This window comes from Scytonema sp. NUACC21, from assembly GCF_054684315.1.
This window is the reverse complement of the sequence record NZ_BAAFZH010000056.1, coordinates 1-25,928: the sequence shown is the minus strand read 5'-3', so window position 1 is coordinate 25,928 and position 25,928 is coordinate 1. Positions and strand designations below refer to the sequence as shown.

At 43.5% G+C, this 25,928-nt stretch carries 23 protein-coding genes and 3 pseudogenes; 15 read left to right on the top strand and 11 right to left on the bottom strand.

Going from position 1 to position 25,928, the window contains the following annotated elements; translation table 11 throughout:
• Positions 1-150: 150 nt before the first annotated feature.
• The 7 genes and pseudogenes from ACYRY3_RS08240 (at position 151) to ACYRY3_RS08210 (ending at position 5,364) form a co-directional block, all read left to right on the top strand.
• A complete protein-coding gene (locus ACYRY3_RS08240; RefSeq protein ID WP_460201214.1) occupies positions 151-477 on the top strand; it encodes a hypothetical protein in 327 nt (108 codons plus the stop codon).
• Between the two features lie 59 nt (positions 478-536).
• Positions 537-917: pseudogene (locus ACYRY3_RS08235) on the top strand (PspA/IM30 family protein); the annotation flags it as partial.
• Between the two features lie 150 nt (positions 918-1,067).
• Entirely contained in the window at positions 1,068-1,397 is a 330-nt protein-coding gene (locus ACYRY3_RS08230; protein ID WP_460201213.1) for a thioredoxin family protein, read from the top strand.
• A gap of 102 nt (positions 1,398-1,499) precedes the next feature.
• On the top strand, positions 1,500-2,723 hold the full coding sequence (locus ACYRY3_RS08225; protein ID WP_460201212.1) for an LL-diaminopimelate aminotransferase: 1,224 nt from the start codon (positions 1,500-1,502) through the stop codon (positions 2,721-2,723).
• A gap of 200 nt (positions 2,724-2,923) precedes the next feature.
• Positions 2,924-3,232, top strand: a complete 309-nt coding sequence (locus tag ACYRY3_RS08220) for a PEP-CTERM sorting domain-containing protein (RefSeq protein WP_460201211.1) — start codon at positions 2,924-2,926, stop codon at positions 3,230-3,232.
• Positions 3,233-3,597: 365 nt separating this feature from the next.
• Positions 3,598-4,449, top strand: a complete 852-nt coding sequence (locus ACYRY3_RS08215) for an NF038130 family PEP-CTERM protein (RefSeq protein ID WP_460201210.1) — start codon at positions 3,598-3,600, stop codon at positions 4,447-4,449.
• Between the two features lie 492 nt (positions 4,450-4,941).
• A complete protein-coding gene (locus tag ACYRY3_RS08210) occupies positions 4,942-5,364 on the top strand; it encodes a response regulator (protein WP_460201209.1) in 423 nt (140 codons plus the stop codon).
• 20 nt (positions 5,365-5,384) lie between these two features.
• Here the strand turns inward: ACYRY3_RS08210 and ACYRY3_RS08205 are convergent, their stop codons facing one another.
• A complete protein-coding gene (locus ACYRY3_RS08205; protein ID WP_460201208.1) occupies positions 5,385-5,564 on the bottom strand; it encodes a hypothetical protein in 180 nt (59 codons plus the stop codon).
• Between the two features lie 499 nt (positions 5,565-6,063).
• Here ACYRY3_RS08205 and uvrC point away from each other — a divergent pair.
• A pseudogene (gene uvrC / locus ACYRY3_RS08200) lies at positions 6,064-6,972 on the top strand (excinuclease ABC subunit UvrC); the annotation flags it as partial.
• Between the two features lie 165 nt (positions 6,973-7,137).
• The gene (locus ACYRY3_RS08195; RefSeq protein WP_460201207.1) at positions 7,138-8,307 is read left to right on the top strand and encodes a homocysteine biosynthesis protein; all 1,170 of its coding nucleotides are present in this window, start codon (positions 7,138-7,140) and stop codon (positions 8,305-8,307) included.
• A gap of 64 nt (positions 8,308-8,371) precedes the next feature.
• On the opposite strand, the gene ACYRY3_RS08190 is transcribed toward ACYRY3_RS08195, so the two are convergent.
• A complete protein-coding gene (locus ACYRY3_RS08190) occupies positions 8,372-9,409 on the bottom strand; it encodes a hypothetical protein (protein ID WP_460201206.1) in 1,038 nt (345 codons plus the stop codon).
• A 521-nt stretch (positions 9,410-9,930) separates the two neighbouring features.
• Between ACYRY3_RS08190 and ACYRY3_RS08185 the strand changes: the two genes are divergently transcribed.
• Positions 9,931-10,803 carry a tetratricopeptide repeat protein gene (locus tag ACYRY3_RS08185; protein WP_460201205.1) on the top strand — a complete coding sequence of 291 codons (873 nt, stop codon included), beginning with the start codon at positions 9,931-9,933 and terminating at the stop codon, positions 10,801-10,803.
• 84 nt (positions 10,804-10,887) lie between these two features.
• Here ACYRY3_RS08185 and ACYRY3_RS08180 read toward each other — a convergent pair whose 3' ends face one another.
• Positions 10,888-11,508 carry a TMEM165/GDT1 family protein gene (locus tag ACYRY3_RS08180; RefSeq protein ID WP_460201204.1) on the bottom strand — a complete coding sequence of 207 codons (621 nt, stop codon included), beginning with the start codon at positions 11,506-11,508 and terminating at the stop codon, positions 10,888-10,890.
• Positions 11,509-11,833: 325 nt separating this feature from the next.
• Positions 11,834-13,273 (bottom strand): annotated as a pseudogene (locus ACYRY3_RS08175) (succinate dehydrogenase/fumarate reductase flavoprotein subunit); the annotation flags it as partial.
• A gap of 5 nt (positions 13,274-13,278) precedes the next feature.
• Here ACYRY3_RS08175 and ACYRY3_RS08170 point away from each other — a divergent pair.
• The 4 genes from ACYRY3_RS08170 (at position 13,279) to ACYRY3_RS08155 (ending at position 18,947) form a co-directional block, all read left to right on the top strand.
• The gene (locus tag ACYRY3_RS08170; RefSeq protein WP_460201203.1) at positions 13,279-13,569 is read left to right on the top strand and encodes a hypothetical protein; all 291 of its coding nucleotides are present in this window, start codon (positions 13,279-13,281) and stop codon (positions 13,567-13,569) included.
• 419 nt (positions 13,570-13,988) lie between these two features.
• Positions 13,989-14,267 carry a ribbon-helix-helix domain-containing protein gene (locus tag ACYRY3_RS08165; protein ID WP_460201202.1) on the top strand — a complete coding sequence of 93 codons (279 nt, stop codon included), beginning with the start codon at positions 13,989-13,991 and terminating at the stop codon, positions 14,265-14,267.
• A gap of 210 nt (positions 14,268-14,477) precedes the next feature.
• Complete coding sequence (locus ACYRY3_RS08160; protein ID WP_460201201.1) at positions 14,478-18,746, top strand: two-partner secretion domain-containing protein; 4,269 nt, start codon at positions 14,478-14,480, stop codon at positions 18,744-18,746.
• Between the two features lie 3 nt (positions 18,747-18,749).
• The gene (locus ACYRY3_RS08155) at positions 18,750-18,947 is read left to right on the top strand and encodes a hypothetical protein (protein WP_460201200.1); all 198 of its coding nucleotides are present in this window, start codon (positions 18,750-18,752) and stop codon (positions 18,945-18,947) included.
• Positions 18,948-19,154: 207 nt separating this feature from the next.
• On the opposite strand, the gene ACYRY3_RS08150 is transcribed toward ACYRY3_RS08155, so the two are convergent.
• The 4 genes from ACYRY3_RS08150 to ACYRY3_RS08135 all read right to left on the bottom strand — a co-directional run bounded on the left by ACYRY3_RS08150 (position 19,155) and on the right by ACYRY3_RS08135 (position 22,482).
• On the bottom strand, positions 19,155-19,529 hold the full coding sequence (locus tag ACYRY3_RS08150; protein ID WP_460201198.1) for a hypothetical protein: 375 nt from the start codon (positions 19,527-19,529) through the stop codon (positions 19,155-19,157).
• A gap of 6 nt (positions 19,530-19,535) precedes the next feature.
• Positions 19,536-20,324, bottom strand: coding sequence for a leucine-rich repeat domain-containing protein (locus tag ACYRY3_RS08145; protein WP_460201197.1), 789 nt, complete (start codon positions 20,322-20,324; stop codon positions 19,536-19,538).
• Between the two features lie 236 nt (positions 20,325-20,560).
• Complete coding sequence (locus tag ACYRY3_RS08140) at positions 20,561-20,782, bottom strand: UPF0175 family protein (RefSeq protein WP_460201196.1); 222 nt, start codon at positions 20,780-20,782, stop codon at positions 20,561-20,563.
• A gap of 284 nt (positions 20,783-21,066) precedes the next feature.
• On the bottom strand, positions 21,067-22,482 hold the full coding sequence (locus ACYRY3_RS08135; protein WP_460201195.1) for a 1-acyl-sn-glycerol-3-phosphate acyltransferase: 1,416 nt from the start codon (positions 22,480-22,482) through the stop codon (positions 21,067-21,069).
• Positions 22,483-22,852: 370 nt separating this feature from the next.
• On the opposite strand from ACYRY3_RS08135, the gene ACYRY3_RS08130 reads away from it, so the two are divergent.
• Positions 22,853-23,707 carry a uroporphyrinogen-III synthase gene (locus tag ACYRY3_RS08130; RefSeq protein ID WP_460201194.1) on the top strand — a complete coding sequence of 285 codons (855 nt, stop codon included), beginning with the start codon at positions 22,853-22,855 and terminating at the stop codon, positions 23,705-23,707.
• 105 nt (positions 23,708-23,812) lie between these two features.
• Here ACYRY3_RS08130 and ACYRY3_RS08125 read toward each other — a convergent pair whose 3' ends face one another.
• The 3 genes from ACYRY3_RS08125 to ACYRY3_RS08115 form a co-directional block, all read right to left on the bottom strand.
• Positions 23,813-23,941 carry a hypothetical protein gene (locus tag ACYRY3_RS08125; protein WP_460201193.1) on the bottom strand — a complete coding sequence of 43 codons (129 nt, stop codon included), beginning with the start codon at positions 23,939-23,941 and terminating at the stop codon, positions 23,813-23,815.
• 87 nt (positions 23,942-24,028) lie between these two features.
• The gene (locus ACYRY3_RS08120; protein WP_460201191.1) at positions 24,029-25,525 is read right to left on the bottom strand and encodes a hypothetical protein; all 1,497 of its coding nucleotides are present in this window, start codon (positions 25,523-25,525) and stop codon (positions 24,029-24,031) included.
• A gap of 151 nt (positions 25,526-25,676) precedes the next feature.
• A partial coding sequence (locus tag ACYRY3_RS08115; RefSeq protein ID WP_460201190.1) for an LptF/LptG family permease occupies positions 25,677-25,928 on the bottom strand: 252 nt, incomplete at its 5' end.

Below are 25,928 nucleotides of genomic sequence, written 5' to 3'. Positions count from 1 at the left end.
ATAAAAATCTACTTTCCAAACTTGATTTTGTTCGCTCGCACTTTCCCAACCAAAAGGAGTTAAAACATCAGCTGAATTGCCAGAAGAAGTTACGAATTAAAATGATGTAAATAGGAAGCGGAAAGGGTTGCATCCATAGGGGCTAAAAGGGTGGAGAAAGCAAAATCAGCCAAAAAAGATAGATGGTATCGAGTCTTCTTTGGAGCAAGAACGCGTATTTTGCTGTCATACGTTGTGTTGATGGCATTTTCTACAACGGTTTCTATCCTCGCAATTCGGCAAATTCAGCTTGTGCGACTGGAAAACCGGATCGAAATGTCTCTGTTGCAGGAAATCAAAGAATTTCGACGGCTGGTTAACGGTAGGAATCCTATGACAGGAAAACCTTTTGGAGACGATGCCATTGGTATATTTGATACATATTTATCCCGTAATGTTCCCAATGAGAACGAATTTTTTATCGTATTACAGCAATAAAAGCAGAAAGCCCACAAGATTGAGCCACGAAGTGTGACTTCGTGGCTCAAGCGTCCTTTAGGTGTGAAATGCTCAAAGCACGGATTACTGCTGCCAAAGCCCAAGAGCAACTCCAAGGAATGGTGCGCGGGATGAATACCAGCAGCGCAATGGCTGCTTTTGAGCGGATGGAAGAAAAAGTCATGCTCCAAGAAGCCCGCGCCCAATCAGCAGCTGAGTTGGCTGGTGCAGATTTAGAAAGCCAATTTGCAAAATTGGAAGCCAGCAGCGATGTCGATGATGAATTGGCGGCTTTGAAAGCGGAATTGTCTCTTCCCGGTGGTTCACCAACTCAACAAGCACTTCCACAACAATCATCTGCTCCCAAATCAAACACGACTAACAATGAAGTTGTTGATGCTGAGTTGGAATCGCTACGCAAGCAGTTAGACCAAACCTAAAATTGGATAAAATTTGTTTGAGCTAGTCCCACACCTATGGGTTGTGGGATTTTACATTGAAAACCAGTACTTAACTAGTGGAGTGCAAACAGATTAAGATAAAGTATTTTGTGTGCAAACGTAAAACAATATCATCTGGTGGAGACAGCAATGAATAAGGGTGTTATAACCATCACTGATGCTGAGTTTGAAACTGAAGTGTTACAAGCCGAAAAACCAGTATTGGTTTACTTTTGGGCTTCGTGGTGCGGTCCCTGTCAATTGATGTCATCAATTATAAACGTAACGGCATCCACATACAGCGATCGCCTAAAAGTCGTCAAAATGGAAGTCGATCCAAATCCACTGAGTGTTAAGCAGTACCAAGTGGAAGGCGTACCTGCACTCCGGCTACTTCAAGGGAGCAAATTACTAGCGTCTACTGAGGGAGTTATCAGCAAAGATAAGCTTCTCCAAATCATAGATGAACATCTAAATTAGTCAAGAGTCATTGGTCATTAGTCATTAGTCATTAGCACACAGCAGCAAATGGCATAAAGACTAAGGACAAATGACACAGGACAAATGACATAGGACTAAATTATGAAATTTGCTAAACGTTTAGAAACCCTACATTTCAATGTATTTGCTGATATGGATAGGGCTAAGGCAAAAGCTTTGGCTCAAGGACAGCAATTGATTGATTTGTCACTAGGGTCTTCTGATTTGCCAGTAGAAACACACATAATAGAAGCAATTACTCAATCCCTACACGACCCAAGTACCCACGGCTACTTGCTTTTTCATGGAACCCAAGGGTTTCGCCAAGCAGCAGCAAGGTGGTACGAGCAAAAATTTGGTATTCCTGTCGATCCAGAAACTGAAGTTCTACCTCTTATCGGTTCTCAAGAAGGAACGGGTCATTTTCCTCTAGCAGTCCTCAATCCAGGAGACTTCGCCCTGTTACTCGATCCGGGTTACCCGTCTCATGTGGGCGGAGTTCACCTAGCCAACGGTCAAATATACACAATGCCACTGCGGAAAGAAAACGGTTTTTTACCCGTATTCACAGATATTCCCCTTCCTGTTTTGGAACAGTCCCGCCTCATGGTATTGAGCTACCCTCACAATCCTACAACGGCGATCGCGCCTCTGTCTTTCTTTAAAGAAGCTGTTGCATTCTGTCAGCAACACAACCTTGTTTTAGTTCACGATTTTCCTTATGTAGATTTAGTTTTTGAGAGAAACGGTGACAACGGGAACCACGCAAACAAAGTAGACAACGAGGAAACTTCCCTCATCTCCTCCCTCGCACCTTCAATTTTTCAAGCCGATACAGATAAAAGCGTCTCAATAGAATTTTTCACCCTGTCTAAGTCATATAATATGGGGGGCTTCCGCGTTGGTTTTGCTATTGGTAATACTGAGTTAATTGGTGCTTTACGTCGGATAAAAGCCGCAATTGATTTTAATCAGTATCGGGGAATTTTAAATGGTGCCATAGCAGCCCTAACTGGTTCCCAAACAGGAGTCAAAGTAACTGTTGAAACTTTCCGCAAACGCCGAGATGCCTTTATCGGTGGCTTACACCAAATTGGTTGGTATGTTCCTACTCCCAGTGCAACAATGTACATTTGGGCAAAATTACCAGAACCTTGGAGTCAAAATTCTGTAGAGTTTTGCACTCAGTTGGTGCAAGAAACAGGGGTAGCAGTCGCACCCGGTGCTGGCTTTGGGAAATCTGGAGAAGGGTACGTTCGCTTTGCTTTGGTTCACGATACCCCTGTTTTAGAAGCTGCTGTCCAAAGAATTGCTGGCTTTTTGTAGTAAATTCACGGAGTCTTCACTAAGAATTAACTATAAATTTACTAGCTATGACCGTGTTTTTCAAGAAGTCAGCATAAACTACTGAAGTATTACTTAAGTAATCTGTTGCTCTCATACTCAAGTTAAATGCTAATTGCAACTTACGCAATTAGCATTTGATTGCAGCAGCCTGTTTACTGAAAGTAAGGGAAGTAGACCGCATGAACAACCGTATTAAAAAAGTTGCTAGCTACGCATCAACAGTCCTACTGATTTACGGGCTGACTGCGACTTCAGCACAAGCTCAAGTTAACCCTGAGACAGATACTATTACTTACACCACAACTTGGGCACCAGTTGTTACCCAAAGAGATACTCCTGTTAGAAGAAGAGTTCCAGAACCTTCATCAATATTAGGGCTAGTTGCAGTCTTTGGTTTATTCGCAACCCAAGGTCAATTGATGAAAAAAGGTCGTTTTTCCATCAAGTTTCCTAGGGACATGGAAAGCAGTACAAAAGTTGACAGGTGATTTGATGACTCACCCTTTAAGAGGGATGGGGAATTCCAGCGAATTAGTTAAAACATCTGACTCAACCCCCTGAGTCAGATATACAACATTTCATTTTCAGAAATCGAGAGTTAATACTTAGAAAAATAGGAATGGTGCAGTCATATTTTTAGCAAGAGTTAATGGAGGCTCTACAGTAACTTAACCTATTTCGTCTCCAAGTTTCATAGACTGGGTGAGGACTGTAGGTGATGGTAAGGGATAAGCAAAACTGCCGTGGTTTGAAAATAATGGTAGTCATGAAAACCCAAGCCTGCAACTACGCTAACCAAACCTTAAAAGGGGTAGGTGTATAAAACTCAACCCCAGAACTGATGGAGACAACAATGAAAACTCTTGTTAACAAACTCTTGATTGGTGCATCAATAGCCGGTGGATTGAGTGCGATCGCAACCTCCCCAGCATCTGCCGCAAGCTTGACTAATCCTTCAATTAGCGGTGGTGAATATATTAAATACAATGCTGATGCCAAGAATACCTATGCAGATCCAAATGCTAGTTTGTCCAGCATCTTAACTGGTAACAGTAGCAGTCCTACTGGTAACGTCGAACTCTTTTCTGACAGCGAAAGTAACTTCTACAAAAATCTGAACAACTTCAAAACTGCTCCTGTTACGACATTAAGCGGTACTATTGGTGACCAGAGCCTGAGCTTGAGTAGTTTAAATGGTGCTGACTGGTTTACAACCAAGGGCGGTACCTACACCACTAGTTTTGGAGCAGATAACTTTGCTAACCGTTGGTTTAAAGATTTTAGTGTCAAAGCTGGTGTTGGCTACAATATGTTTTCCTATAACCTGTTTTTAAATAATGGTGGATTCCAAAAATCCAGCGACCCCAACATCTCCTACGTTAACCAAAATGACTCAACGGGTTTAATCAGTATTGGTTTAGCTGGTCATTACAATCTACAAGATTTATATTCTTTTGTACCTAACGGTTTTCAAGCCAGTGAAGTAGTTAAGTACACTTACAACGGAGTGACTGACTTCCTTTACGGTTTCCAAGCTACAAACTCTGGGTTAGTTGAAAAAAGCGATGGCATATCTCACACTGGCAACTACGAAGTCAGTTTCCAAGGTGTGCCTGTTAAATCAACCCCAGAACCTTCCGTCATACTGGGCATGCTAGTAGTTGGTGGTGTCTTTGCCACACAAAGTAAGTTGAAAAAAGCATAATTATTCTCAATGTGACGATTGCAAACTAAAAATCAAATAGGGGTAGTGCCATTTAATTCCTACCCGCTTTTACCCACATCGCTACTTATCTTTGGGTAGGTCTGATATCAGTTGGTTAACACATTCCCTAAGCCGTTCTTTCCAGTCAAGGACGGCTTTTGATTTTTACCCCACACCTTATATAGCGCTTCTCGCTTGCGTGCTATACATAAATGTAGAAACGCACTTTTTGTAGCATTTCTACGTTATTTGTAAAGTTGTATTGATTTAAATGACAACTGCTATATTCAAACCTTTTTCCAAAAGAACTTGATTTTTTCTATAATTTATATATTATGATGTTAATAACATCGTTTGTTGCTAGACATAATAAGATTATTAAGTAATAGTATAGGTAAAAGCTTTCTGAGTTTGATTGCGTATATTTACGTAATTAAACAATTGAAAATTTCGCAAACATTGTTGACTCTTAACATAAAACGATTGGTAAAAATGACAGCAAAATTACGTTTTATAAAGCAGAAATTACATTCACGACCCACTCGACGAATTTTGCTCATTGAAGATAATGATGCCAACAGAATGTTGCTGGGCGATTATCTGAGTTATTGTAAATATCAAGTGCAAAGCTTAACAGGAGCTTCTAATTTTTTCACTACGGTAGACGAATTCCAGCCAGAGTTAATTTTATTAGATTTAAAATTGCCAGACATTAATGGTTATGTGCTGCTAGAACAAATCCAGCAGCAACCGCATCTGGCCAAGATACCCGTGATCGTAGTTTCAGCATTTGCTTTTCGGGCAGACCAAGAAAGAGCTATAAAACTTGGTGCTTGTCGTTACTTTGTTAAACCAGTTAATCTTTCACATCTTCTGGAAGCAATTGAAGAAGAGTTTGCTTATCGTTATTTTTAAATTTTATGCTTATCTCATATTTATTTTGATTTTTGCTCGAGAATGAATTCTTCAACATTTTGGCTGAGAATTTGTACGGTATTTCCAATTTGAGAAACTTGATTTTGTGCTTGTGCTAGCAACAAAATTACTGTTTGCAATTCGTTTAGGGCTCGATCCATAGTAATACGATATTGGGACTCAAACTCTTCTATATTCACTTCTTCTCCTTAGACAATTTCAATATTATAATGTTAATAATAGCCTAAAGGAGAATTATATAAATCCGTTAATTCTCTTAATCATTAAATCTTAAATTAAAATCCGAAAGATTTCCGATATCTATGAAAAAATATAACAACTTTATATATAGGCTAGAAATCTTTACAAAAATATACTACTGTCTTCCAACTAGAAGATTACCTAAATAAGCAGGTAGTTAGCACCTGGTTGGTAGTGCCCACCCTACCTACAAAAATTGGTAACCTTAGAGCGTCCAAGGAGTAGTTGACTCATGTAAACCTATAAATTAAGTCAAACCAATGAAATGTAAGATACTTTGAAGTTTTAAGTGGCGCGATCTTCCCATGCTGCAGTTGTACTTCTGTCTTCTTACCAATGACAAATGACTATTGACAACCTTATTCGTGTCAACGTATTTAGTAATCTTACTTAAAATAGAAATAAGTATATTCGTAAAAATACCAAAAATCTTTTATTGTGACAGCATCTGCTCAAACAGTACCACTTGTTAAAGATCCAGAACGTCTAGAAAGCCGTCTACAAGAAATTCCGCCCGAACCGGGAATTTATTTGATGCGGGATAGCAGCGATCGCATTATATACATAGGAAAATCGCGAAAACTGCGATCGCGGGTTCGTTCCTATTTCAGAGAATCCCAAAGGTTAAGCGAACGTATTGCTACGATGGTGAAGCAGGTGACAGAGATTGAATTCATTGTCACCGACACCGAAGCCGAAGCCCTGGCGTTGGAAGCAAACCTGATCAAGCAGCATCAACCGTACTTTAACGTGCTGCTGAAGGATGATAAAAAATATCCCTATGTTTGTATTACATGGTCAGAAGACTACCCGCGTATCTTCATTACCCGCAAACGCCAACTTGGTAAAGAAAAAGATAAATTCTACGGACCTTACACAGATTCTCGATTGTTGCGAGAAATATTGCGTCTGTGCAAGCGCATTTTTCCTCTCAGACAGCGCCCTCAACCCCTGTTTAAAGACCGTCCTTGCCTGAACTACGATTTAGGTCGCTGTCCTGGTGTGTGCCAGCAAATGATTTCACCTGAAGAATACCGCAAAACCGTACAAAAGGTGGCAATGGTCTTCCAGGGGAGGTCTACTGAACTCATAGACACCTTAACCGAGCAAATGCACAAAGCAGCAGAGGCGTTGAATTTTGAGTCAGCAGCACGTATCCGCGACCAAATCACTGGGTTAAAGTCACTAACTGCCGATCAAAAAGTCTCCTTACCGGATGACACCGTGTCACGGGATGCCATTGCACTAGCAGCTGACGAACAACACGCCTGCATTCAATTATTCCTTTCCTCCCTCACTAGTTCATATGTTCGCATTGAAAGGGCTGGCAGTGCCCACCCTACTCCATGTGGTGTATTTACCTTGAAAATGGCTGTAAATAGGTAATCTTCTGGAGGGAAAGGAGTAATTGACAAACGGTGGGCAGTGCCTACCCTACAAATTAGGAGAAGCGGTTGCTGTTATGGATATGATTTAGAAAATTGAACATCCCTGGAAATATATCTTATTAATATGCGAACAATTGCGGAAATCAATGACAAAATCAACCGCAAGCAGGCGGTAGTAATGACCGCTGAGGAATTAAAAGTACGAGTTCAAGAGGTTGGTGTTACAAAAGTTGCCAAAGAAGTTGATGCGATCGCGACGGGTACTTTTGAGCCAATGGAATCTAGTGGTGCCATTATTAACCTGGGGCATACCGATCCACCCATAAAAATTCGTCGTTGTTGGTTGGATGGTGTGCCCGTATACTCTGGTTTTGGTGCAGTAGATTTGTACTTGGGTGCGAGTTGTGCTGTAGAAGTGATGGACGGAGAAGAAGTTCGAGAACGAGGTGGTGGTCATGTGATTGAAGATTTGATAGCTGGCAAACCCGTACACGTAAGAGCCCAAGGACAAGTTACAGATTGTTATCCAAGAGCAACTTTTGAAACAACGATTACCAGTGAAACTATAAATCAGTTTTATCTATTTAATCCTCGCAATATATATCAAAATTTTATAGTTGGGGTAAATGGAGGCGATCGCCCACTATACACGTACCTTGGAGCTTTGCAACCGCGTTTGAGTAATGCAGTTTACTCAAACCCTGGTGCTATTGCCCCTTTATTCAACGATCCAGACTTACAACTCATTGGTATTGGGACGCGCATTTTTTTAGGAGGAGGGATTGGTTATGTTGCATGGGAAGGTACACAGCACTTCCCCTTACAAAAGCGCTTACCCAATCGCACACCTATTGGTCCGGCTGCAACTTTAGCTTTAATTGGTGATGCAAAACAAATGAATACTCGTTGGGTACGAGGTTGTTACTTCAAAAATTACGGACCTTCGTTAATGCTTGGAGTGGGGATACCACTTCCGGTATTAAGTGAAGATGTAGTAGCTAAGTGTGCAATCCAAGACAAAGACTTAGTAGCCCCAGTCGTAGATTTTTCCATTCCCCGACGCGTTCGTCCTACCTTTGGTTTAGTCAGCTATGCTCAACTTAAGTCCGGACGCATAACTATTGAAGGTAAAACCGTGCGTGTTGCGCCCCTTGCCAGCATATTTCTGTCCAGACAAGTTGCCCTAGAGTTGAAAAAATGGATTGAATCAGGGGAATTTACTCTCACAGAACCCGTTGCTCAAATTCCGATGGAGCGGTCTTTTCTTCCACAAGACCGCTGGACGGAATTTTAGGACTGGGGATTGGAGATTGAAGATTGAGCAAGAGTTATTCTCCTTGTTCCCCAGTCGCCAGTTCCTACTCTTGGGTTGGTTTCGGTCGCTTCACCGGTTTAGGAGTGGGTTTGGTGGATACTGGGCTGGGACGAGTTGCTGTAGGATCGCCAGTTTTCCGGATTGGGCGTTGCGGTTCCCCACTGCGTTGTCTGGGGGGAAATGGTCTCTTGCCGCTGGGACCGCCAGGACGACGCCCACCACCTTTGAAACCACCTTTTCTTGGTGGTTTGCGCTTTCTGGGTAGATCGGCTATGACTTCACCACTTTGGATTAACAATAAGTCGGCTTTCCGCGTTACTTGAAAATCCCAGAATCTACCGACTGCTTTAGTCTCGAGAATACCTACAAGCTTCAACTTGAAATATTTAGGTTTATCATTGGGTTTGCGCGGAGCCTGCTTAATTTTAATGACTAAATTTCCCGCCTCAGTAGATTGGTAAACAACCTCTCCGCGAACGGAAAAACCACCGTCTGGAATTTCTGAAGAGGGTTGGACGGAATTTGATAAACCATTAACAGGTGTTTGGGAATCTTCAGAAACTTCATCTTGCTGGTCATTAGCCCCTTGACTTTTTGCCAAGTTTTCTGGCTCCCAGACTCCTACAATCTGTAGGTGCAAGTTATCATTTTCTTGGCGAGTTCGAGGGTAGACTACCCACAGATGCTCTTTTTCCAAGTCTAAATGATTTTTTACTAAACTCATAATTCGACCCAGAAGAACAGCATCAAGCTCTGTGCCGTCTGAAGTCAGCATTATACCTTGCGTAAATTGTTCGTTACTGGCAATATAGCGACCTCGGACTAACCCAATAGCACGATACTGCATGGGTTCGGAAGGAGGGGGAATCGGTTGCTGACGATTAACGAAGTTCCCCCCATCATCGGCGGTTTCGCTTGGGTTGTCAGGTAAATTCTCTTGTTCTGCTATGGGAGGCGGTGTAGATGCATCTGCATTTGCATTTGCATTTACATCAGTTACGTTGACATCTTGATTTGTTGGCACCTCTTGAGATGCAGTTACATTGGACGATTCGGACGACGGCATCAGGTCGGAATTCATAAAAAAACTCCTTGCGGCGGAGACATATCCCAATTGTGGGATTTTACAAAGGCAGCTGGAAAGAGCGTTTGTGCGGCGCTTGTAAGTATATTTCCTTTCAAGACAGCTACGCCTTAACGCTCTGTGGGATACTTAAGACGCGAAATCTCGCATACATATTATGCTTAGGTGTAATTTAGCGCCTTTACACTAGTTTCGGAAGCATACCATAGCTTCAATTTAGACGGTTCCTCCTAAAGTCAACACTTGTGTAGAGTGCGTATATTGTTATTTGTTATAAAATTCACAAGAAACTCACGGGATTCCGCAAAGTTTTTAAAATTTTTAACTTTCTTGATTTCTGTAACCGATAATGTCAGCTAAATGGCTGAAGTGTAAAGTATGAAGTATGAATAGAAGGTTGAAATAGAAAGTATAAAGTAAACTACATTGTAATCCAATTTTTATCTGTTACTTTTTGTCCTTCATACCTTCTTTCATCTTTTATCCTTCCCTTGTCACTAGAGTTTAAGGACGGTTTTGTGTCTCAATCTCGCAATCGCTGGATGGTTAATGCCGTTTTGATAATGGCAGTTCTTGCTTTTGTTGGAGTTTCGATGGTTCCTTTAATAGCAGCGTTTAACGACACGGAACCTTCAACACAACAATCTAGCAGCAGTAGAAGCAGTTTGACTTCTTCCGAGCAAAAATCAAAGCTGGAAGACGCTGCAAGGGGTTACGAACAAGTTTTGCAGCGAGAACCAGATAATCAAACGGCGCTGCGAGGATTGCTCGAAACTCGATTACAACTGATAAGTTTGGGCTCAGGTGATATCAAATCGGTGATTGAACCTTTAGAAAGGTTAGCCAAGCTGAATCCAGAGCAAACACGCTATTCGGTACTCCTCGCACAAGCAAAGCAGCAAATTGGGGATAGAGAAGGAGCAGCCCAAGCTTTTCGCTCTGTTTTGGAAAGTAAACCAGGCGATCTTAATGCATTACAAGGTATGGTGGCTCTTTTATTAGAGCAGAAACGACCGGAAGCAGCGATCGGTTTGTTACAAGAAACTCTCAACACCGCAACTCAGGCAAATAAAATTCAGCCTGGAAGCGTGGATACAGTAGCAGTACAGGTGCTTCTGGGCAATGTTTACGATTCTCAGAAGCGCTACGCTCAAGCCCTTGCTGTTTACGATCGCGCAATAAAAAACGATAAGCAAGATTTTCGCCCTGTCTTGGCAAAGGCAATGCTTTTGAAGGAACAGGGCAAAACAGAAGAGGCAAAAATCTTGTTTACTCGAGCTGCTGCTTTGGCACCCGCTCAATATAAAGATGAAATTAATCAGCAAGCAACAGCATCAGCCTCGCCTACTCCCTCTCCTACCCCATCTCCTACAGCGACACCAACACCTTGAGTCAACAGGGAGTTATTAGTCAAACAAATAACTAATGACTAATAACTCCCCTCACCAGTTAATTTGTTTTATGTTGAACCAACTTTATGATTCCAAGGCAGCAACGACACCAAACACCAGAAATAAAAATCCGCCAATCAAAGTCAGTGTCTTTTCAGAAATTCTTCCAGCAATCATTCTTCCACCGATGACAGCAATGGCTGCACAAATGGCGTGTCCTAAAATCGCACCTGTTGTCACTCCTAATGGATTATTTCCGGCGGCTAAGGCTATGGTAGCAATTTGGGTGCGATCGCCCCACTCTGCCATAAACGTCAGCACAAAAGCTTGTAAGAGAACACCTAAGTAGTTTTTCTGTTTTGGCTGTTGCATATCAGCCTCTTCCACGGCTGTTTTCGCCTCTTCTACAGCTTCTTCTGTACTACAATTGGAAGCTGGCATACGGTATCCATCGTACAGTAATTTGATACCAAAAGCGAAAAACAAAGCTATTTCAGCGTGATGAATAAAATTCTTTGGCAGTAATGAAGCTGCTTGTCCCACTACAACAGAAAGTATTGTCATGGCAGCTAAAGCAGCTGTCACACCTATAAAAACCAAACGCCGTGAGTGTTTCATCGATAGAATCACGGCGATGAAAAATGTCTTATCGCCTAGCTCAGAAACCGTAATTAATAGCAACCCTGCCGTAAAAGCTGTCAGCACTCTCTCAAGCTCCTTTTATAACCTTCTCCGCCTGTGAGCTTGATGAGAGTTGCAACACTTCACCAAGCTCACACTTTACATCTGTGAACTTAGTGAAGGTCTCACTTCCAATGGCCTGTTAACAGCCAGCGCTTAGCAAAATGGTAGTTGGATACCGCAACGTTGCCGATCGCTAAAAACCGATAACTAGGGCTTCTCGTCACCTGAACCAGGCTCATCGCCAGTGTGTTGATTCAAGTGTACTGGCAAAAAACTGTTGCCAGCAGCTACTCCCCTTCGTTTATGAAATTATACATCTGTCTTGGGTTGTAGTAAAGCAGTTATCTCAATACTTCCGCTCTTGTGGCTTAAACATAGTAATTGCTACGGGGCGATATTGGATGTCAATACCTGCTGGCGAATAATAAGCCATTGTGTGTTTGAGGAAGGTAGTATCGTCTCTTGCTGGATAATCTTCGCGGAAATGAGCACCCCGGCTTTCCCGACGATTAGCAGCTGATTCGAGAATAATACGCCCTACTAACATTAAACTCCGCATTTCCAGAGCTTCTACAATTTCCGTATTCCAGGAGTTCCCTTTGTCATCAAGATAGATCTGTGAGTATTGCTGTTGTAATTCTTGTAATTGACGCAGACCTTCACGCATTAATTCCTCTGTGCGGAAAACACCGCAATACTGAGTCATACAATCCTGAAAAGCTTCGCGGAGTTGGTTGATCCGGTACTGTCCGCGCTGGTCTAGGAGGGCTTGAATTTGTTGCTTGCCTTCGGTAACGTAGCGTTGTTCATCTACTATTGGCATCTTGCGTTTTTGCACAAATTGTGCTAAGTATGCCCCAGTTCTACGCCCGTAAACTACGCATTCCAACAAAGAATTACTGCCCAGACGATTTGCACCGTGTACGGAAACACAAGCGGTTTCACCCGCAGCAAAGAAACCATCTACCAATCCATCGCCGCTGCTGCGAACCTGACCATCCGTATTAACCGGGATACCGCCCATACAATAATGAATCGTGGGTCTGACTGGCATGGGTTGAGTCACTGCATCAACACCTACTAGGCGGTGTGCTTCTTCCCAGCAAAAGGGGACACGACTCATAATCTTTTCTCGTCCCATGTGCCGCAAATCGAGATACACGAAGGGACCACCAGCACGACCATCGGGGTGAATACCCCGACCAGCACGAATTTCATAGGCGATCGCCCGTGAAGTAATATCACGAGGAGCTAGTTCCATACGGCTGGGGGCATATCTTGCCATAAAGCGCTCTCCCTCACTATTAATGAGATACGCTCCTTCTCCGCGCACCGCTTCTGAAATCAACACGCCTACCGGGTATAAACCAGTCGGATGGAATTGAACAAATTCCATATCCTCCAAAGGCAAACCCGCAGAAGCCGTCATGGCTAAACCATCACCAGTGGATGCATAATCATTGGACGTGGTGTTATAGACTCGACCATAACCACCTGTGGCAAACATGATGGCTTTAGCCCGTACCACTTCAATTTTTCCGTCTTGTATGCGGTACATCACAACACCTTTTGCCTGACCATCTTCTAAAATCAGGCGCATCACGTACCACTCTTGATAAATTTTTACACCATAACGCCGCAAGTTGTTGACCAACTCGTGTAGAATGGCGTGACCCGTTTTATCAGCAGCGTAACAAGTGCGATTGTGAGAATGTCCGCCAAAAGCACGTTGGGCAATGCGACCATCTGGCAAACGAGAGAACAGAACACCCATGTGTTCTAAGTCGTTCATTGGGAGAATTTTTTGTCACCGGACGCGGTAGTCTACCACCCAGCCCTCTGGAACCATTAGCCGCTTACTCCGACCTGGTTTCTCTTGCTACCTTGGATGGCGATACAAAGACCCAGGAACACGAGGACAGGTTATCATCAGAATTTAGGGATAGCGATAACTCTGAAATTATCGAAGCACAAGGTTGGATAAAAACTGCTGATGGCAAGGTTGCCTTAGTTGCCTCTGCACCTGAAGCTACACCAATTTCTAGTCCCACTGCATCAGTTTGCCCGGAGCAACATCAGTAGGTTAGCAAGAAAAAACACAAATTCTTATAGTTCCAAACCCTTCGGGCATCTTGACCACAGGTGCGATCGCAACTAACGTCAGAGTTATTTTGAACTACTGCTATAGCGTCGTTCTCCTTTGAACTTTAGACTAAGACATAACAAATAGCCCAGTGGTGCTGGGTTTGAGAAGTTTGAAGCTCTTGGTGAAGAAAATGCTTTTTGTTAGCGTACCAGCCTCGAAGCCCCTTTTTTCGTTCGGCTAGCCCAAAGTTCACAAAAGCTTATCGGTAGGTTTCCGGTCAATTCATAAGTCTTGCTTAACTTCCGTTAGGAACAAAGGACTGCTGGGCTATAGCTTTAAGCTTTGCTAAGACTTTTTTAAAGGTATGATTTAATCATACACTTTGATAATCTGGCTTTAGGCAGGAGAATCCCTTATGAGAACAACCCAGGCACTTACTATCACGTTGCCTTACGATATGCTGGAGATGGTTAGGGCTAAGGTCACCTCTGGCGAGTATGCAACAGAAAGTGAAGTTATCCGCGATGGTCTGCGGACGCTCCAGGCGCGTGACGCTGCTATGGAAAAGTGGCTGCGGGAAGAAGTCGTCAAAAGTTATGACGAATGTGAAACTGATGAAACATTGGGTGTCCCCGCAGAACAGGTGATGGCGCGTATCCGCTCCCGGTACCGCAAGCGGACAACAGCAGAGTAACCCTTCAAATATCTTAAATTCTTCCCAAAATTGAGCTTCTAATTCCTTTGGTAAAATCATAATCCAATGCGATAAGCTGGGCAAGGCTTGCGCCAAAGCGATCGCGAATCCCCACCAACTTTGTTAAAAAACAATTGCATAACTTCAGGAACCGCAGAACTAATCTAATAATGTATAAGTTGGCCACCGTGAATTTACCATTACTTACCAATGAATCAGATACTGGTTTGGTTTCAGCGCTCGCTTGTCTGTAGCCTGTTTCTTGTTTCTACAACTACACCAGTTCGCTCTCAAATTACCCCGGATAATACCTTGGGTGCAGAAAATTCATCTCTCACCCCGAACGTTGTCATCAACGGTGCAAATGCAGACAGGATTGATGGTGGTGCTCAACGTGGTAGCAATCTTTTCCACAGTTTTAGTCAGTTTAATATCAATAATGGGCAAAGAGTGTATTTTGCCAACCCTTCAGGAATACAAAATATATTTACACGAGTGACAGGTGGGCAAAGTTCAAATATTCTTGGCACCTTGGGGGTAGATGGTAGTGCAAATCTATTTTTGCTCAATCCCAATGGTATTTTATTTGGTCCAAATGCGCGGTTAGATGTGCGAGGTGCGTTTCTGGGAACGACAGCAAATAGCTTTGTCTTCCCTTTTGGGGTAGAGTTTAGCGCCACTAATCCCTCTGCACCACCACTATTAACCATCAATGTGCCAATCGGCTTGCAATTTGGTTCCCAACCCGGACAGATAATTAGCCAAGCTGTGAGTCGCGACGAGCAAGGAAATCCTGTTGATGGCTTGAGTGTTACCAATGGTAGCACACTGGCATTAATTGGTGGTGAAATCAGTTTGGATGGTAGTCTGTTGAGTTCAAATGGACAGGTGCAATTAGGTGCAGTTGGTGGAGAGACAAATGTTGGTCTAAACGTTAATGGATCTGAGTTGGATTTCTCTGTACCAGTCAATGCAAAGCTCTCTCCCATGACTTTTACTAATGAATCTGCCGTTTTTACAAGTGGAGATAGTGCCATTAAACTTGTAGGCGGACAGATTAAGCTCAATGGTTCATCTCTATTTAGTCAAAATGGTGGCTCGATTTCGATTAATGCAACTCAACTTGGTTTAGATAATCGTTCTATAATTGGAACTGCTACTGAAAGCGCAACGAAAGCAGGAGATATTCAAATTCAAGCGAGTGATGCAGTCACCCTTGTCAATCGCAGCTTTATTTTGTCTAACACTAACAATTTAGCCACGGGAAATGGCGGTGATATTGCCATCAATGCTAGGACGATCGCGATCGCTGGAGATGGAACAGTAGAGAATGGTAGTAATATTAATACTCTTACCAATGGTCAGGGCAATGGAGGGAACCTCATCCTAAATGCAATAGAATCCGTCAATATCAATGGTGGATCTGTCTCTGTTTTGACTGGTGGTGCAGGCAACGCAGGGAACTTAACGGTGCAAGCTGGGAATGCAGTTAGTGTGACGGACAAAGGCAGTTTATCGCTGTATACCAATGGTACAGGTTCAACGGGTAACTTGCAGATTGAAACCGGAAGGTTGCGCGTTCAAAATACAGGCGGAGCGGGAGGAGTGAGAGCGACTAATGGTGGCTCTGGCAGTGTAGGTTCGATTTCGATTCAGGCACGTGATGCTGTTGAAGTCATAGATGGTCAAATTACCACAGGAGTTATACCTGGCGGTGTAGGTCGGGCGGGGAATATTACCATTGAAACGCAGCGAGTTAATCTTAGAGATGGCGGACAAGTCAGTACAGATACCTTTAGCAGTGCTAATGCAGGAAATATTTCTATTCGAGCTAGTGAGTATGTAGATATTCGCGGTATCTCAAGCGATATTTCCGTAACAGGTGTCCTACGTAGTGCCGTCACGAGCAGTACAGGTGATGGGGCAACGGGGAACGGCGGTAATGTCACGATTGAAACGCCCCGGTTGACCTTAAGTGGGGGAGGAAGTGTAACGACTACATCGAGTAGAAGCCTGGGTAACGCCGGCAACATTACCATCCGTGCCAAAGATGTGGAGCTTGACGGTTTTGTGAATGTGCCTAACGAACGTCTTCCAGAGCAATTTCAGCAACCAAGCGGCAGTCTGTCTTTTCTAAGTCAGTTAAGTTCAGAAGTTAATGGCAGTGATGCAGATGTGCGGGGTGGGACAATTAGCGTTGACACCGAACGGTTGAGGTTAACCAATGGCGCAAATCTCGCAGCATCAGTGGTAGTGGGACGAGGACAAGGAGGAAATTTAGTGGTTCGTGCGACCGACTCGATTGAGATTACAGGCGTCGGTGGAAAAAGATTGGATGGTTCACCGTTTTCCTCGGGTTTATTTGCCGAGTTGCAAACGAGCAGCATCGGTTCGGGAGGCAGCATCAGTGTCGAAACCGGGCGCTTGAACATGAGTAATGGCGGACAAATTTCTGCGTCTACCTTTAATCAAGGCAATGCTGGAGACATCTCGATTCGTGCTGGTCAAATTGATTTACGCGGACAAAATACCTTCATTACAACCTCAGTTGACGACCAAGCTACGGGTAACGCTGGCAATCTTAGCATCAGCACCCAAGGGTTAAACGTGCGAGATGGAGCGCAGGTAATTTCTGGAACTCTTGGAAAGGGAAATGCTGGGAATTTAACAATCCAAGCCAATGCTATTGAACTTACAGGTACAGCCAGTGGCTTATTTTCATCAGTAGACACGGGAGCGGATGGTAACGGGGGCAATTTAAGCATTACAAGCGATCTCCTCCTGGTTCGTGATGGTGCAGAAGTTTCTTCCAGTACTTTTGGTACTGGGAACGCTGGCGACTTAACCATTCAGGCAAATCAAATTGAACTTATTGGCACAGCTGGCTTGTTCTCACTGGTTGGTTTCGACGCCAATGGTAACGGCGGCAATTTGAGCGTTGTTACAGATAGCCTCGTCCTCCGTAACGGTGCATCGATCGACAGTAGTACTTTTGGACAGGGACAAGCAGGCGACTTGACAGTCAACGCCAGAGACTTTGTTGAAGTCATTGGGATCTCTCCAAATAATCAAAATTTCAGCACTCTAGCGACTGCTACATATGGTTCTGGCAATGCCGGACGCTTAAACATAACCACTCGTCGCCTCAGTGTTCGTGATGGGGGATATATTAATACACAAGCATTGGAAGGAAGTACGGGGAAAGGCGGTGACGTTACAGTCAACGCTACAGACTTAGTAGAGGTTATTAGTAACTCTCCAGACGATTTCTTTAGTAGTGCTTTGAACACTTCAACGGCTGGTTCTGGTGATGCCGGAAGCTTAAGCATTAACACCCGTCGTCTTAGTATTGGCAATGGCGGATTTATTGCTACAGGTACAACCAGTGTGGGGCGAGGCGGTAATCTAAATATTAACGCATCTGAATCAATAGAGATTGCAGCAAACCCCGCAGATACGGATTTGGCTGATGGAATTTTCACATCAACAGGTGGGTCTGGAAATGCGGGAGATTTAACTCTAAGCACTCAACGTCTGAGTGTTCGCAATGGTGGAACGGTGAGTGCAGGAACAGCACCGGGTAGCACGGGGCGAGGTGGCAATCTCACAATTAACGCTTCCGACTGGGTTGAGGTTGCAGGTATCTCCAATGACGGTCGGCTTCAAAGCTTCCTCTCTGTCCGCAGTCGAGGTGCGGGACAAGCAGGAAATATCACTGTGAATTCGCCCCGCATTAGTGTCAAAGATAAAGCTGCCATCAATGCAGAATCTTTTGCAGCTGATGGTGGAAACATTACCCTAAACACTAATTTACTACTACTGCGGCGTGGTGGTACTATTTCTGCGACTGCAGGAAATCAACTTGCAGGCGGAAATGGCGGTAACATCACAATTAACGCTCGTGCGATCGCTGCTGTTCCCAAGGAAGATAGCGATATTCGTGCTAATGCCTTCTCAGGGCGTGGGGGAAACATTACCATTAGTACTGATGCACTATTTGGCATTGCTCCCTCTCGTGTCCCCACTTCCCAAAGTGACATTACTGCTAGTTCCGAACTTGGCGTCCAGGGAGAGATTGCCATCGAGCAACCAGAAGTTCAACCCAACCAAGAACTGATTCAATTACCAGGGCAAGTTCTTGATGCTAGCAACCGAATTGCCCAAATTTGTCCTAGAAGCCCTAGTGGTAGACCTCTGGGCGAATTTATCATCACCGGACGCGGTAGTCTACCACCCAGCCCTCTGGAACCATTAGCACCTTACTCTGACCTGGTTGCTCTTGCTACCTTGGATGGCGATGCAAACACCCAGGAACAAGAGGACAGATTATCATCAGAATTCAGAGATAGCGATAACTCTGAAATTATCGAAGCACAAGGTTGGATAAAAACTGCTGATGGCAAAATTGAGTTAGTTGCCTCTGTACCTGAAACTACACCATCTTCTAGTCCCACTGCATCAGTGTGCTCTAGTAGTTAAGCTTTGCGGCGCGGTGGTACTATTTCTGCTACCGCAGGCAATCAACTTGCAGGCGGAAATGGCGCTAACATCACAATTAACACGCGTGCGATCGCTGCTTTTCTCAGGGAAGATAGCGATATTCGTGCAAATGCCTTCGCTTGTCGTTGCTATTGTGCCACGGCTACCGCCTCCATTTCTGGGGCGGCTAGTACACGCTGACGTAAAGGCGGCTCATATCATGTTCGGTTAATAACTTATAAAATAATATGTTCGTAGTAGCGCTTCAGCGCATACATCGTAACGACAAACCTATTGATAGTAAATCATAAATCTGGTTTTTTGGTTTTCTGGTTTGGATTACATCATACTTACAAAAGTAGCAGTAGTCACGTATATTTGTAGTTCATTCTTGTTTATTGGTACGAATTACGGTGTGGGTGCAGGGGAAGGATGTTTTCCTGCATAGTAAACAACGACTTTCAACTGTTCAAGGTCAGGGACATAAAATACTCTGTCCCCTTTTGTCACTTCGTATTCCCATGCCCCCTTGTAGAGTTTGCCCTTCAAAGGGAAAACACGCCCTGGCTGTCGAGTGGTTGGTGCAGTACATAAATCCTCATAACAGCGAAGGGTGTTTTCTGGATGACGCTGCATTAAAGCTTCCCAATCCCGATTCACCCGACGATTTTTGGCTACCACCAACCAAGTACTTTCTACCTCAAATAATTCAGGAGCCGTCAGTTTGACTTCTGGCGGCTCCAAATTTTCCACTATTAGATTTTCTGCTAGATTATCTGACATACTCTCTCACACAGCACTAAGAGCAGATGGTTTAGTTAATGGCACTTCATCAGTTTCAGCACTAAAAGCTGCTGCCAGTTCGGGGCTAGAGTGGACTATTTCCGGTGGCAGCCCACTGAGTTGATTAAAGCTGAGGGAGAGCGATTGCAGGTTGGAGAGTTGTCCTATTTCCGGTGGCAGCCCACTGAGTTGATTACTGCTGAGGGAGAGCGATTGCAGGTTGGAGAGTTGTCCAATTTCCGGTGGCAGCCCACTGAGTTGATTATCGATGAGATAGAGCGATCGCAGGTTGGAGAGTTGGACTATTTCCGGTGGCAGCCCGCTCAGTTGATTACTGCTAAGGTCGAGCGATCTCAGGTTGGAGAGTTGTCCTATTTCCGGTGGCAGCCCACTGAGTTGATTACTCCTGAGGTCGAGCGATCGCAGGTTGGTGAGTTGGACTATTTCCGGTGACAGCCCACTGAGTTGATTTCTGCTGAGGTCGAGCGATCTCAGGTTCGTGAGTTGCCCAATTTCCGGTGGCAGACTTTTGAGGTGATTATCTACTATTAGAAGTTCTTCAAGTCGATCGAGCCTTCCAATTTCTTGAGGCAAAACACTCAGATTGTTCCCGATGGTACCGACGATATTCCCCTTTTCGTCATATAGATATTTACCGAGAATCAGTTTTTTGAGTTGAGTCAACTTGCCAATCAATGGTGGTAAAACTGTCAACCCACAGCCAGATAGATCGAGTTCCGTTAACCCCTCGCTTGCTGCTTGTTCAATTTTCTGTAGCAGTTCTGCCTCGGTCATAAACCCCTCAATTAAGCGAATTTCCTTACCTAGGCGAACCCTTGGAGAATTACACTAGGAATCACTATCGTTTTGACAGGCGTGCTATTACTTATAACAAAATATGAGCTAGACACAAACTTAGCAAGAAAACTCTTAATCTTTAATAGGTGAAACTGAAATGAACTGATGGAGCAATGAAGTTGGCTTGTCTTTATGCTCTCGTGCGCTCGGGTTAACTCTGGCTATACGGAATTTCAATGAATAACTCCGTGCCAACTCCTAATTTTGATAGACACTTCAACGTGCCACCGTAAACGGGTAACTCCTGCAATCTCTGCTGCTTTACTTTGAGAAATTTCTCCTAATTCGTACCATTTAATAGCAGCAGCAAGGCGCATTTCTTTGATAAATTCATCGGGCGTTTTGCGGAGCGCAGATAATACAGTTTTAGGTAATTTTATAAATACAGTTTTCATATATGAAATGCTGTTGTTAATATCTTCCTTCTCAGGATAACTTGTTTCTGAGCTTTTAAGGTGAGGATAACGGTTCTCATCTGCCCAACTACGTTTCCTATCCGATAAGGATTTTGAGCTTTTTGCGATCGTACCAAGTGTGACAGTCTAAGTAATATCATGTTCGGATGAACACTTACACTAGGTTTGTCGTTGCGATGCATGCGCTAAAGCGCAACTACGAACAAATTATTTCACGTAGCCACTCGTTGAATCTTGAGAGGAAGCAATTGCTTTCCAAAAACTCAAGCAATCATCTTTTCCAACGCTACTTGTAAATCGTGCGTTAGGTCATCAACTGCTTTCCTTGCTGCTTGGCGGCTGGTTTGATAAGTTGACCAACGTTGTGTCACTGAAATTGGTTCACCCACTGTTAGCCGAGATTTTCTCCAACCCAGGCGGGGTCGTGCGGGGTTTTTCTCGCCTTTGATTCGAGCAACAAGGTCAAATAAGATAAGGGAAGTTTCTGCAAATCTTTCAAAGGTAGGCTTTTCTAGAACATAGCTTCCGGTAACTGCAACAAAACTCTCTGCTAAACGCATGTGCAGTACCCGCAGAGATGCTTCTTCTGCAATCCAGTCTGCCAAACCCCGTTCTAAGGGTGATATTGTCTCTAAATTGGGCAAATCTTTGCGGTAAATATCTTCCCAAGATGCTGCTTCCAGTCGGCGACAGCGTTCAATTATAGTTCCTTGCTGTTCAAGACCAAAATATTGCTCGCCGGCTTGCAATGACCTATCCAATACTTTATGAAGTCGAGTTTCAAGTATCTGGTTGCGAGTCGCAGATGGGTCTGCCGGTGCAATGGTTGGTGTACTTTGGTGGTAGAAGCGATCGTAAAACTTTTCCATTTGAGAAAGAATATATTCTCCTAGGTTAAAGAGTCGCTCGTAGAAAAACTTTTCTCTCTCAACTAAACTAGCTTGGCTCATTTGCTGCACTGATAAACCGCAATCTGCTTCTAATTTGCCCAACAACCAATCGAGTTTTTCCCAGGATGGATTGATGTAGCTATATTGAATGCCAATTGGCACAATAAAAACTTCCTCGGTTCTGTTGGCTTTGAGCAAGTCTTCTACACACCAAAATCCCATATGAGCAACGCCCGGTTCTAAAGGGCTAATAATTTCACTATGCCCATTGGTAGCACCTTCAGGAGCTATAGAAATTGGCATTTTACCATTGGCAAACAGGTCTCGTGCTGTTTTCATTCCCACTCTATCTACTCGCTTACCTCGATGAATTGGCAAGCCCCCTATCCGGGAAAACAGCCAACCCAACCAGTTTCCAGCCCATATAGTCATCCCGCGATCGTAAAGAAAGTGTGAATGAATTGGATGTTGTAAGGAGATACCATTTTTACGGGCAATTTCTGGTACAGCTTTGGCCACCAAATGCAGCATACAGAGGGGGTCATCAACCTCGGGGTGGCGAAATGCGATTAAAAAGCGGATTTTTCCAGCTTGAAATTGCTCGTAGAGCTTGGCTAGCACCTCAACATTCACAGTTTCAACCTGCGCTATACCAGTAGGCAACCAGGGTCGCATCCGAACCCGCAAAAACAAGGGCAACAACGCCTGCATCATGTAGCGTACAAGTGGATTAAAACGCGGTGTAATAAATTCTAGTGGTGGTTGAGCAGGTTGAATCTTATGGGGCAAGATAGCTCTCCTGGTTCTCTTTCAAAGGATAGAAATACTTAGTACTGAGAAATAGCATAATTCTTTAAATTATAGTCCGTGCTTACCTTGGAGATAGAACAAACAATCCCCATCATAAAAAAACATAAAGAATAGCTCTACGACATAAAAGAAATAGATGCTAAAACAGAATAAGACAATGTCACATCACCACTTGACGGCAGAACCTTGACAACAAGGTTAGTTTGCTGTCTAAACTTTAAATAATTAACTGCTGAGACTCCTATTGGGTTTTTCTGCAAGAGAAACGCGAGAATATAGCGAAGATTTCTCGCGTTCTGCTGTATGGAAAATTCTTTGTCTGCATGGTTTGTTTTATCTGATTTTTAATATGCAATCTATAAAAACAAGCAAAGAGGTTAAGTTGTTAACAGTATCTACCCAGCTTCCCCTATATGGAAAGAGAATTCTTATTACCGCACCTCGTAATTACGCCCTAAGATTATCTCAGCTATTGATTAAGCAAGGTGCATTACCGTTGCTGATGCCAACTGTCGAAACCTATCCACTAGAAGATTTTGCTCAGTTAGATTCTGCACTAGAAAAAATCGAGCAATTTGATTGGATCGCTTTTACCAGTAGAAACGGAATTGATGCGTTTTTTCAACGGTTGGAATATTTACAAATAAACCCTTTGGTACTTACAAAATGTTGTTTGTGTGCGATTGGAGTAGATGCAGAAAAGTTAGCTGCTTTTGGAGTCAATGTTGATTTAGTACCAGAAGAACCCAGTCCAGCAGGAATTATTACTGAGCTAGCGAAAATTCCGGATATTGCCAAGCAATCTGTACTTCTTCCTGTTCCTCAAGTGGTTGGTGTACCAGAACCTGATGTGATTCCAAATTTTATTGCGGGTTTGGAAATGTTGGGTATGAATGTGACTCGTGTCCCAACTTATATGACTCGTAGTATAGAAAAAGCTGCCTATGAGGTTGAGCTAAATTTGATTCGGCAAGGGAAAATTGATGCGATCGCCTTTAGCAGTACTGCTGAAGTCGCAAGTTTTTTAAAAATGGTTGATTCAAAACGCGATTATGAAGAAACTACCATAGCCTGTTTTGGACCCTACACAGCAGCTAATGCAGAAAAATTAGGCTTAAAAGTCTCTATTGTGGCTAAGGATTATAGTTCCTTTGTAGGATTTACAGAGGCGATCGCATCGTTTTTTACTCGCGTCCGGGTGTAGGATTTCCAAACTGGTTTTTCCCTTTTTTGATGTTCTCTTTAATTTGAGATATATGGTGGGCAATGCCCACCCTACGAAAAATTTTTGCTTTGAGATAGGGGCTTTTCAAGAAATAAATTCTCCTTCTTGTGGTACGGGCGTCCCCGCCCGTTCTGTGCAATTGACGGGCGTCCATCCCGCACCACAAGAGAAAGTTGGAGATTTTTTTATCTGGAAGTTCCTAATGGTGGGCATTGCCCACCCTACTTTAATTTGAGATATATGGTGGGCAATGCCCACCCTACGAAAAATTTTTGTGGGGAAAGAGTAGTGTCAACTAATCTATTGTCCGGGAATTTGGGTGGGGTATGAGTAGTTGTTTTGTGGAAGTGGTTGTTGTATACCCGAACTGCCATAGTTGTTGGGAATGGCAGGATTTGTGTAGGTTACACCTTGATTGGGAACTGAATTATAGTAAGGTGCAGGAGCAGATGGTATCACTGGTGTTTGCTGAATAGCACTAGGTAATGCCTGACTGCTGTTAATGCTGGGATACCCATTGTCTCTCCTGATTTGGTTTACTAATTTTGTCAGGCGGCGCTGGTCACGATCTGTATAGAAATTTTGTGGCTGGTACAGTTGTCCTTGTTGAGTGTAATTTATTCCTGGAGTCAGATTCTGTGGCTGATTGGTAAGACCGGGCTGGCTATAACCTATTCCAGGAACAGTATTTGGCAACTGATTTGCGGTTACTGGTTGGCTATAACCCGTTCCAGAAATGGTATTTTGCGGCAAAAGGTTCCTTTGTCCGGGCTGTATGAAACCTGTTCCCACGTTGAGATTTTGTGGGACATTTTGTGGCTGAGTTACTATTCCCGGTTGTGTATATCCAGTACCAGAGTAGAAATTTTGCGGTTGGGTTACTATTCCCGGTTGTGTGTATCCAGTACCGGAGTAGAAATTCTGCGGCTGTGTCAATTGTGGTTGTGGATAGCCCGTTGTTCCTGGAACGGAATTTTGCAACGGGTTTGTCAACCCTGGTTGTGCATATCCCGACCTGGGAAATGAGGAATTGTTTGCATTTGTGGTCAACCCATTGTTGGGAGTGAGATTTTGAGCGAGAGTATTGCTGATTGGCGATGCTAATGAACTGAAGGGGTTAACCTGAGTTGAATTGGTGTTACCCGGACTTAGCTGATTCTGGTTTGTAGATTGATTAAGTGCTGTTTGTAAAGCGCTTTCTCGGACAGTAGTCTGCCTAAAATTAACTCCAGTATTTAATCCCAAGGAACTTTGTCCTATACCTGGTTGAGAAGATGTTGGCGTTAAAGAACCAACACCTACAGACTGAGTCTCATCTTGAAAGTTACCAAATTTCAATAAACTCTCAGCTTGTGCCAAAAAGGGATTGTCTATCTTGTTTGTTGATGTAGAGTTAGCTGAATTGGCACTGGCTTTTGACTTGCTATCATTCCCAGAACTCTGGTTTTGACTGTTTAACCTTTCCAATAAGGTTTTATTATTCTTTGCTTGATTTTGCTTGGAAGTTGTTGCTGGTAAATTTGCTGTTACAGAATCGTCAACCAAAAGAGGCAAGTTATCTATATCAGCAGCAATAGCTTTATCTTCTGGTGAAAGAGGTGTGTTACCACGGTTGTTGGCAGGAACTTGATTTTCTTGACGGTTAGATAAGAAATTGGGTTGCGCCCAGTACTCCTTAATGACCAGCCCTACTACAGATAAAAAAATGGCTGTTCCCCAAAAACCAGGTCGCGTTAAGTTCCATAACCTGGCTTTAAAGTAGCGTAAGTAAGCGGGAGGGTAGTGACGGTGTGGCATGGTCGGCAGTATCGAGATTTACTGGAAGTTTGCCCTGTGGTTTCAAGCCCAAACCCAGAGGTAACTTTTACAACCGAAGTTGAGCTATACCTCTATCCTACTCGCTCAAAGATGAGAAGTCATTAAAGCAGTTTTAACTTTTGACGTTGTTTTATTTTTTCGCTACCCGCATCAAGAGGAATATACCGACTCCGATTCCCAGGAAATTTGATAACCAAGCAGCCATAAAGGGGGAAAGAACACCAGCTTGTCCCATTGCACCGCTAATGAACCAAAGTAAATAGTAAGTAAAAATAACTATGACGCTTATACCAAAACTTGTTGCCCGACCTGTTCGTTGGGGTATGGTTCCCATAGCAGCACCAACTAAACCAAAAACGACACAGACAAAGGGTAAGGAGAT

Coding starts and splice junctions, on each gene's coding strand:
- ACYRY3_RS08230 (WP_460201213.1), top strand. CDS start 1,068: ATGAATAAGGGTGTTATAACCATCACTGATGCTGAGTTTGAAACTGAA.
- ACYRY3_RS08225 (WP_460201212.1), top strand. CDS start 1,500: ATGAAATTTGCTAAACGTTTAGAAACCCTACATTTCAATGTATTTGCT.
- ACYRY3_RS08220 (WP_460201211.1), top strand. CDS start 2,924: ATGAACAACCGTATTAAAAAAGTTGCTAGCTACGCATCAACAGTCCTA.
- ACYRY3_RS08215 (WP_460201210.1), top strand. CDS start 3,598: ATGAAAACTCTTGTTAACAAACTCTTGATTGGTGCATCAATAGCCGGT.
- ACYRY3_RS08210 (WP_460201209.1), top strand. CDS start 4,942: ATGACAGCAAAATTACGTTTTATAAAGCAGAAATTACATTCACGACCC.
- ACYRY3_RS08195 (WP_460201207.1), top strand. CDS start 7,138: ATGCGAACAATTGCGGAAATCAATGACAAAATCAACCGCAAGCAGGCG.
- ACYRY3_RS08190 (WP_460201206.1), bottom strand. CDS start 9,409: ATGAATTCCGACCTGATGCCGTCGTCCGAATCGTCCAATGTAACTGCA.
- ACYRY3_RS08165 (WP_460201202.1), top strand. CDS start 13,989: ATGAGAACAACCCAGGCACTTACTATCACGTTGCCTTACGATATGCTG.
- ACYRY3_RS08160 (WP_460201201.1), top strand. CDS start 14,478: ATGAATCAGATACTGGTTTGGTTTCAGCGCTCGCTTGTCTGTAGCCTG.
- ACYRY3_RS08150 (WP_460201198.1), bottom strand. CDS start 19,529: ATGTCAGATAATCTAGCAGAAAATCTAATAGTGGAAAATTTGGAGCCG.
- ACYRY3_RS08145 (WP_460201197.1), bottom strand. CDS start 20,324: ATGACCGAGGCAGAACTGCTACAGAAAATTGAACAAGCAGCAAGCGAG.
- ACYRY3_RS08140 (WP_460201196.1), bottom strand. CDS start 20,782: ATGAAAACTGTATTTATAAAATTACCTAAAACTGTATTATCTGCGCTC.
- ACYRY3_RS08130 (WP_460201194.1), top strand. CDS start 22,853: ATGCAATCTATAAAAACAAGCAAAGAGGTTAAGTTGTTAACAGTATCT.
- ACYRY3_RS08125 (WP_460201193.1), bottom strand. CDS start 23,941: ATGCCCACCATTAGGAACTTCCAGATAAAAAAATCTCCAACTTTCTCT.
- ACYRY3_RS08120 (WP_460201191.1), bottom strand. CDS start 25,525: ATGCCACACCGTCACTACCCTCCCGCTTACTTACGCTACTTTAAAGCC.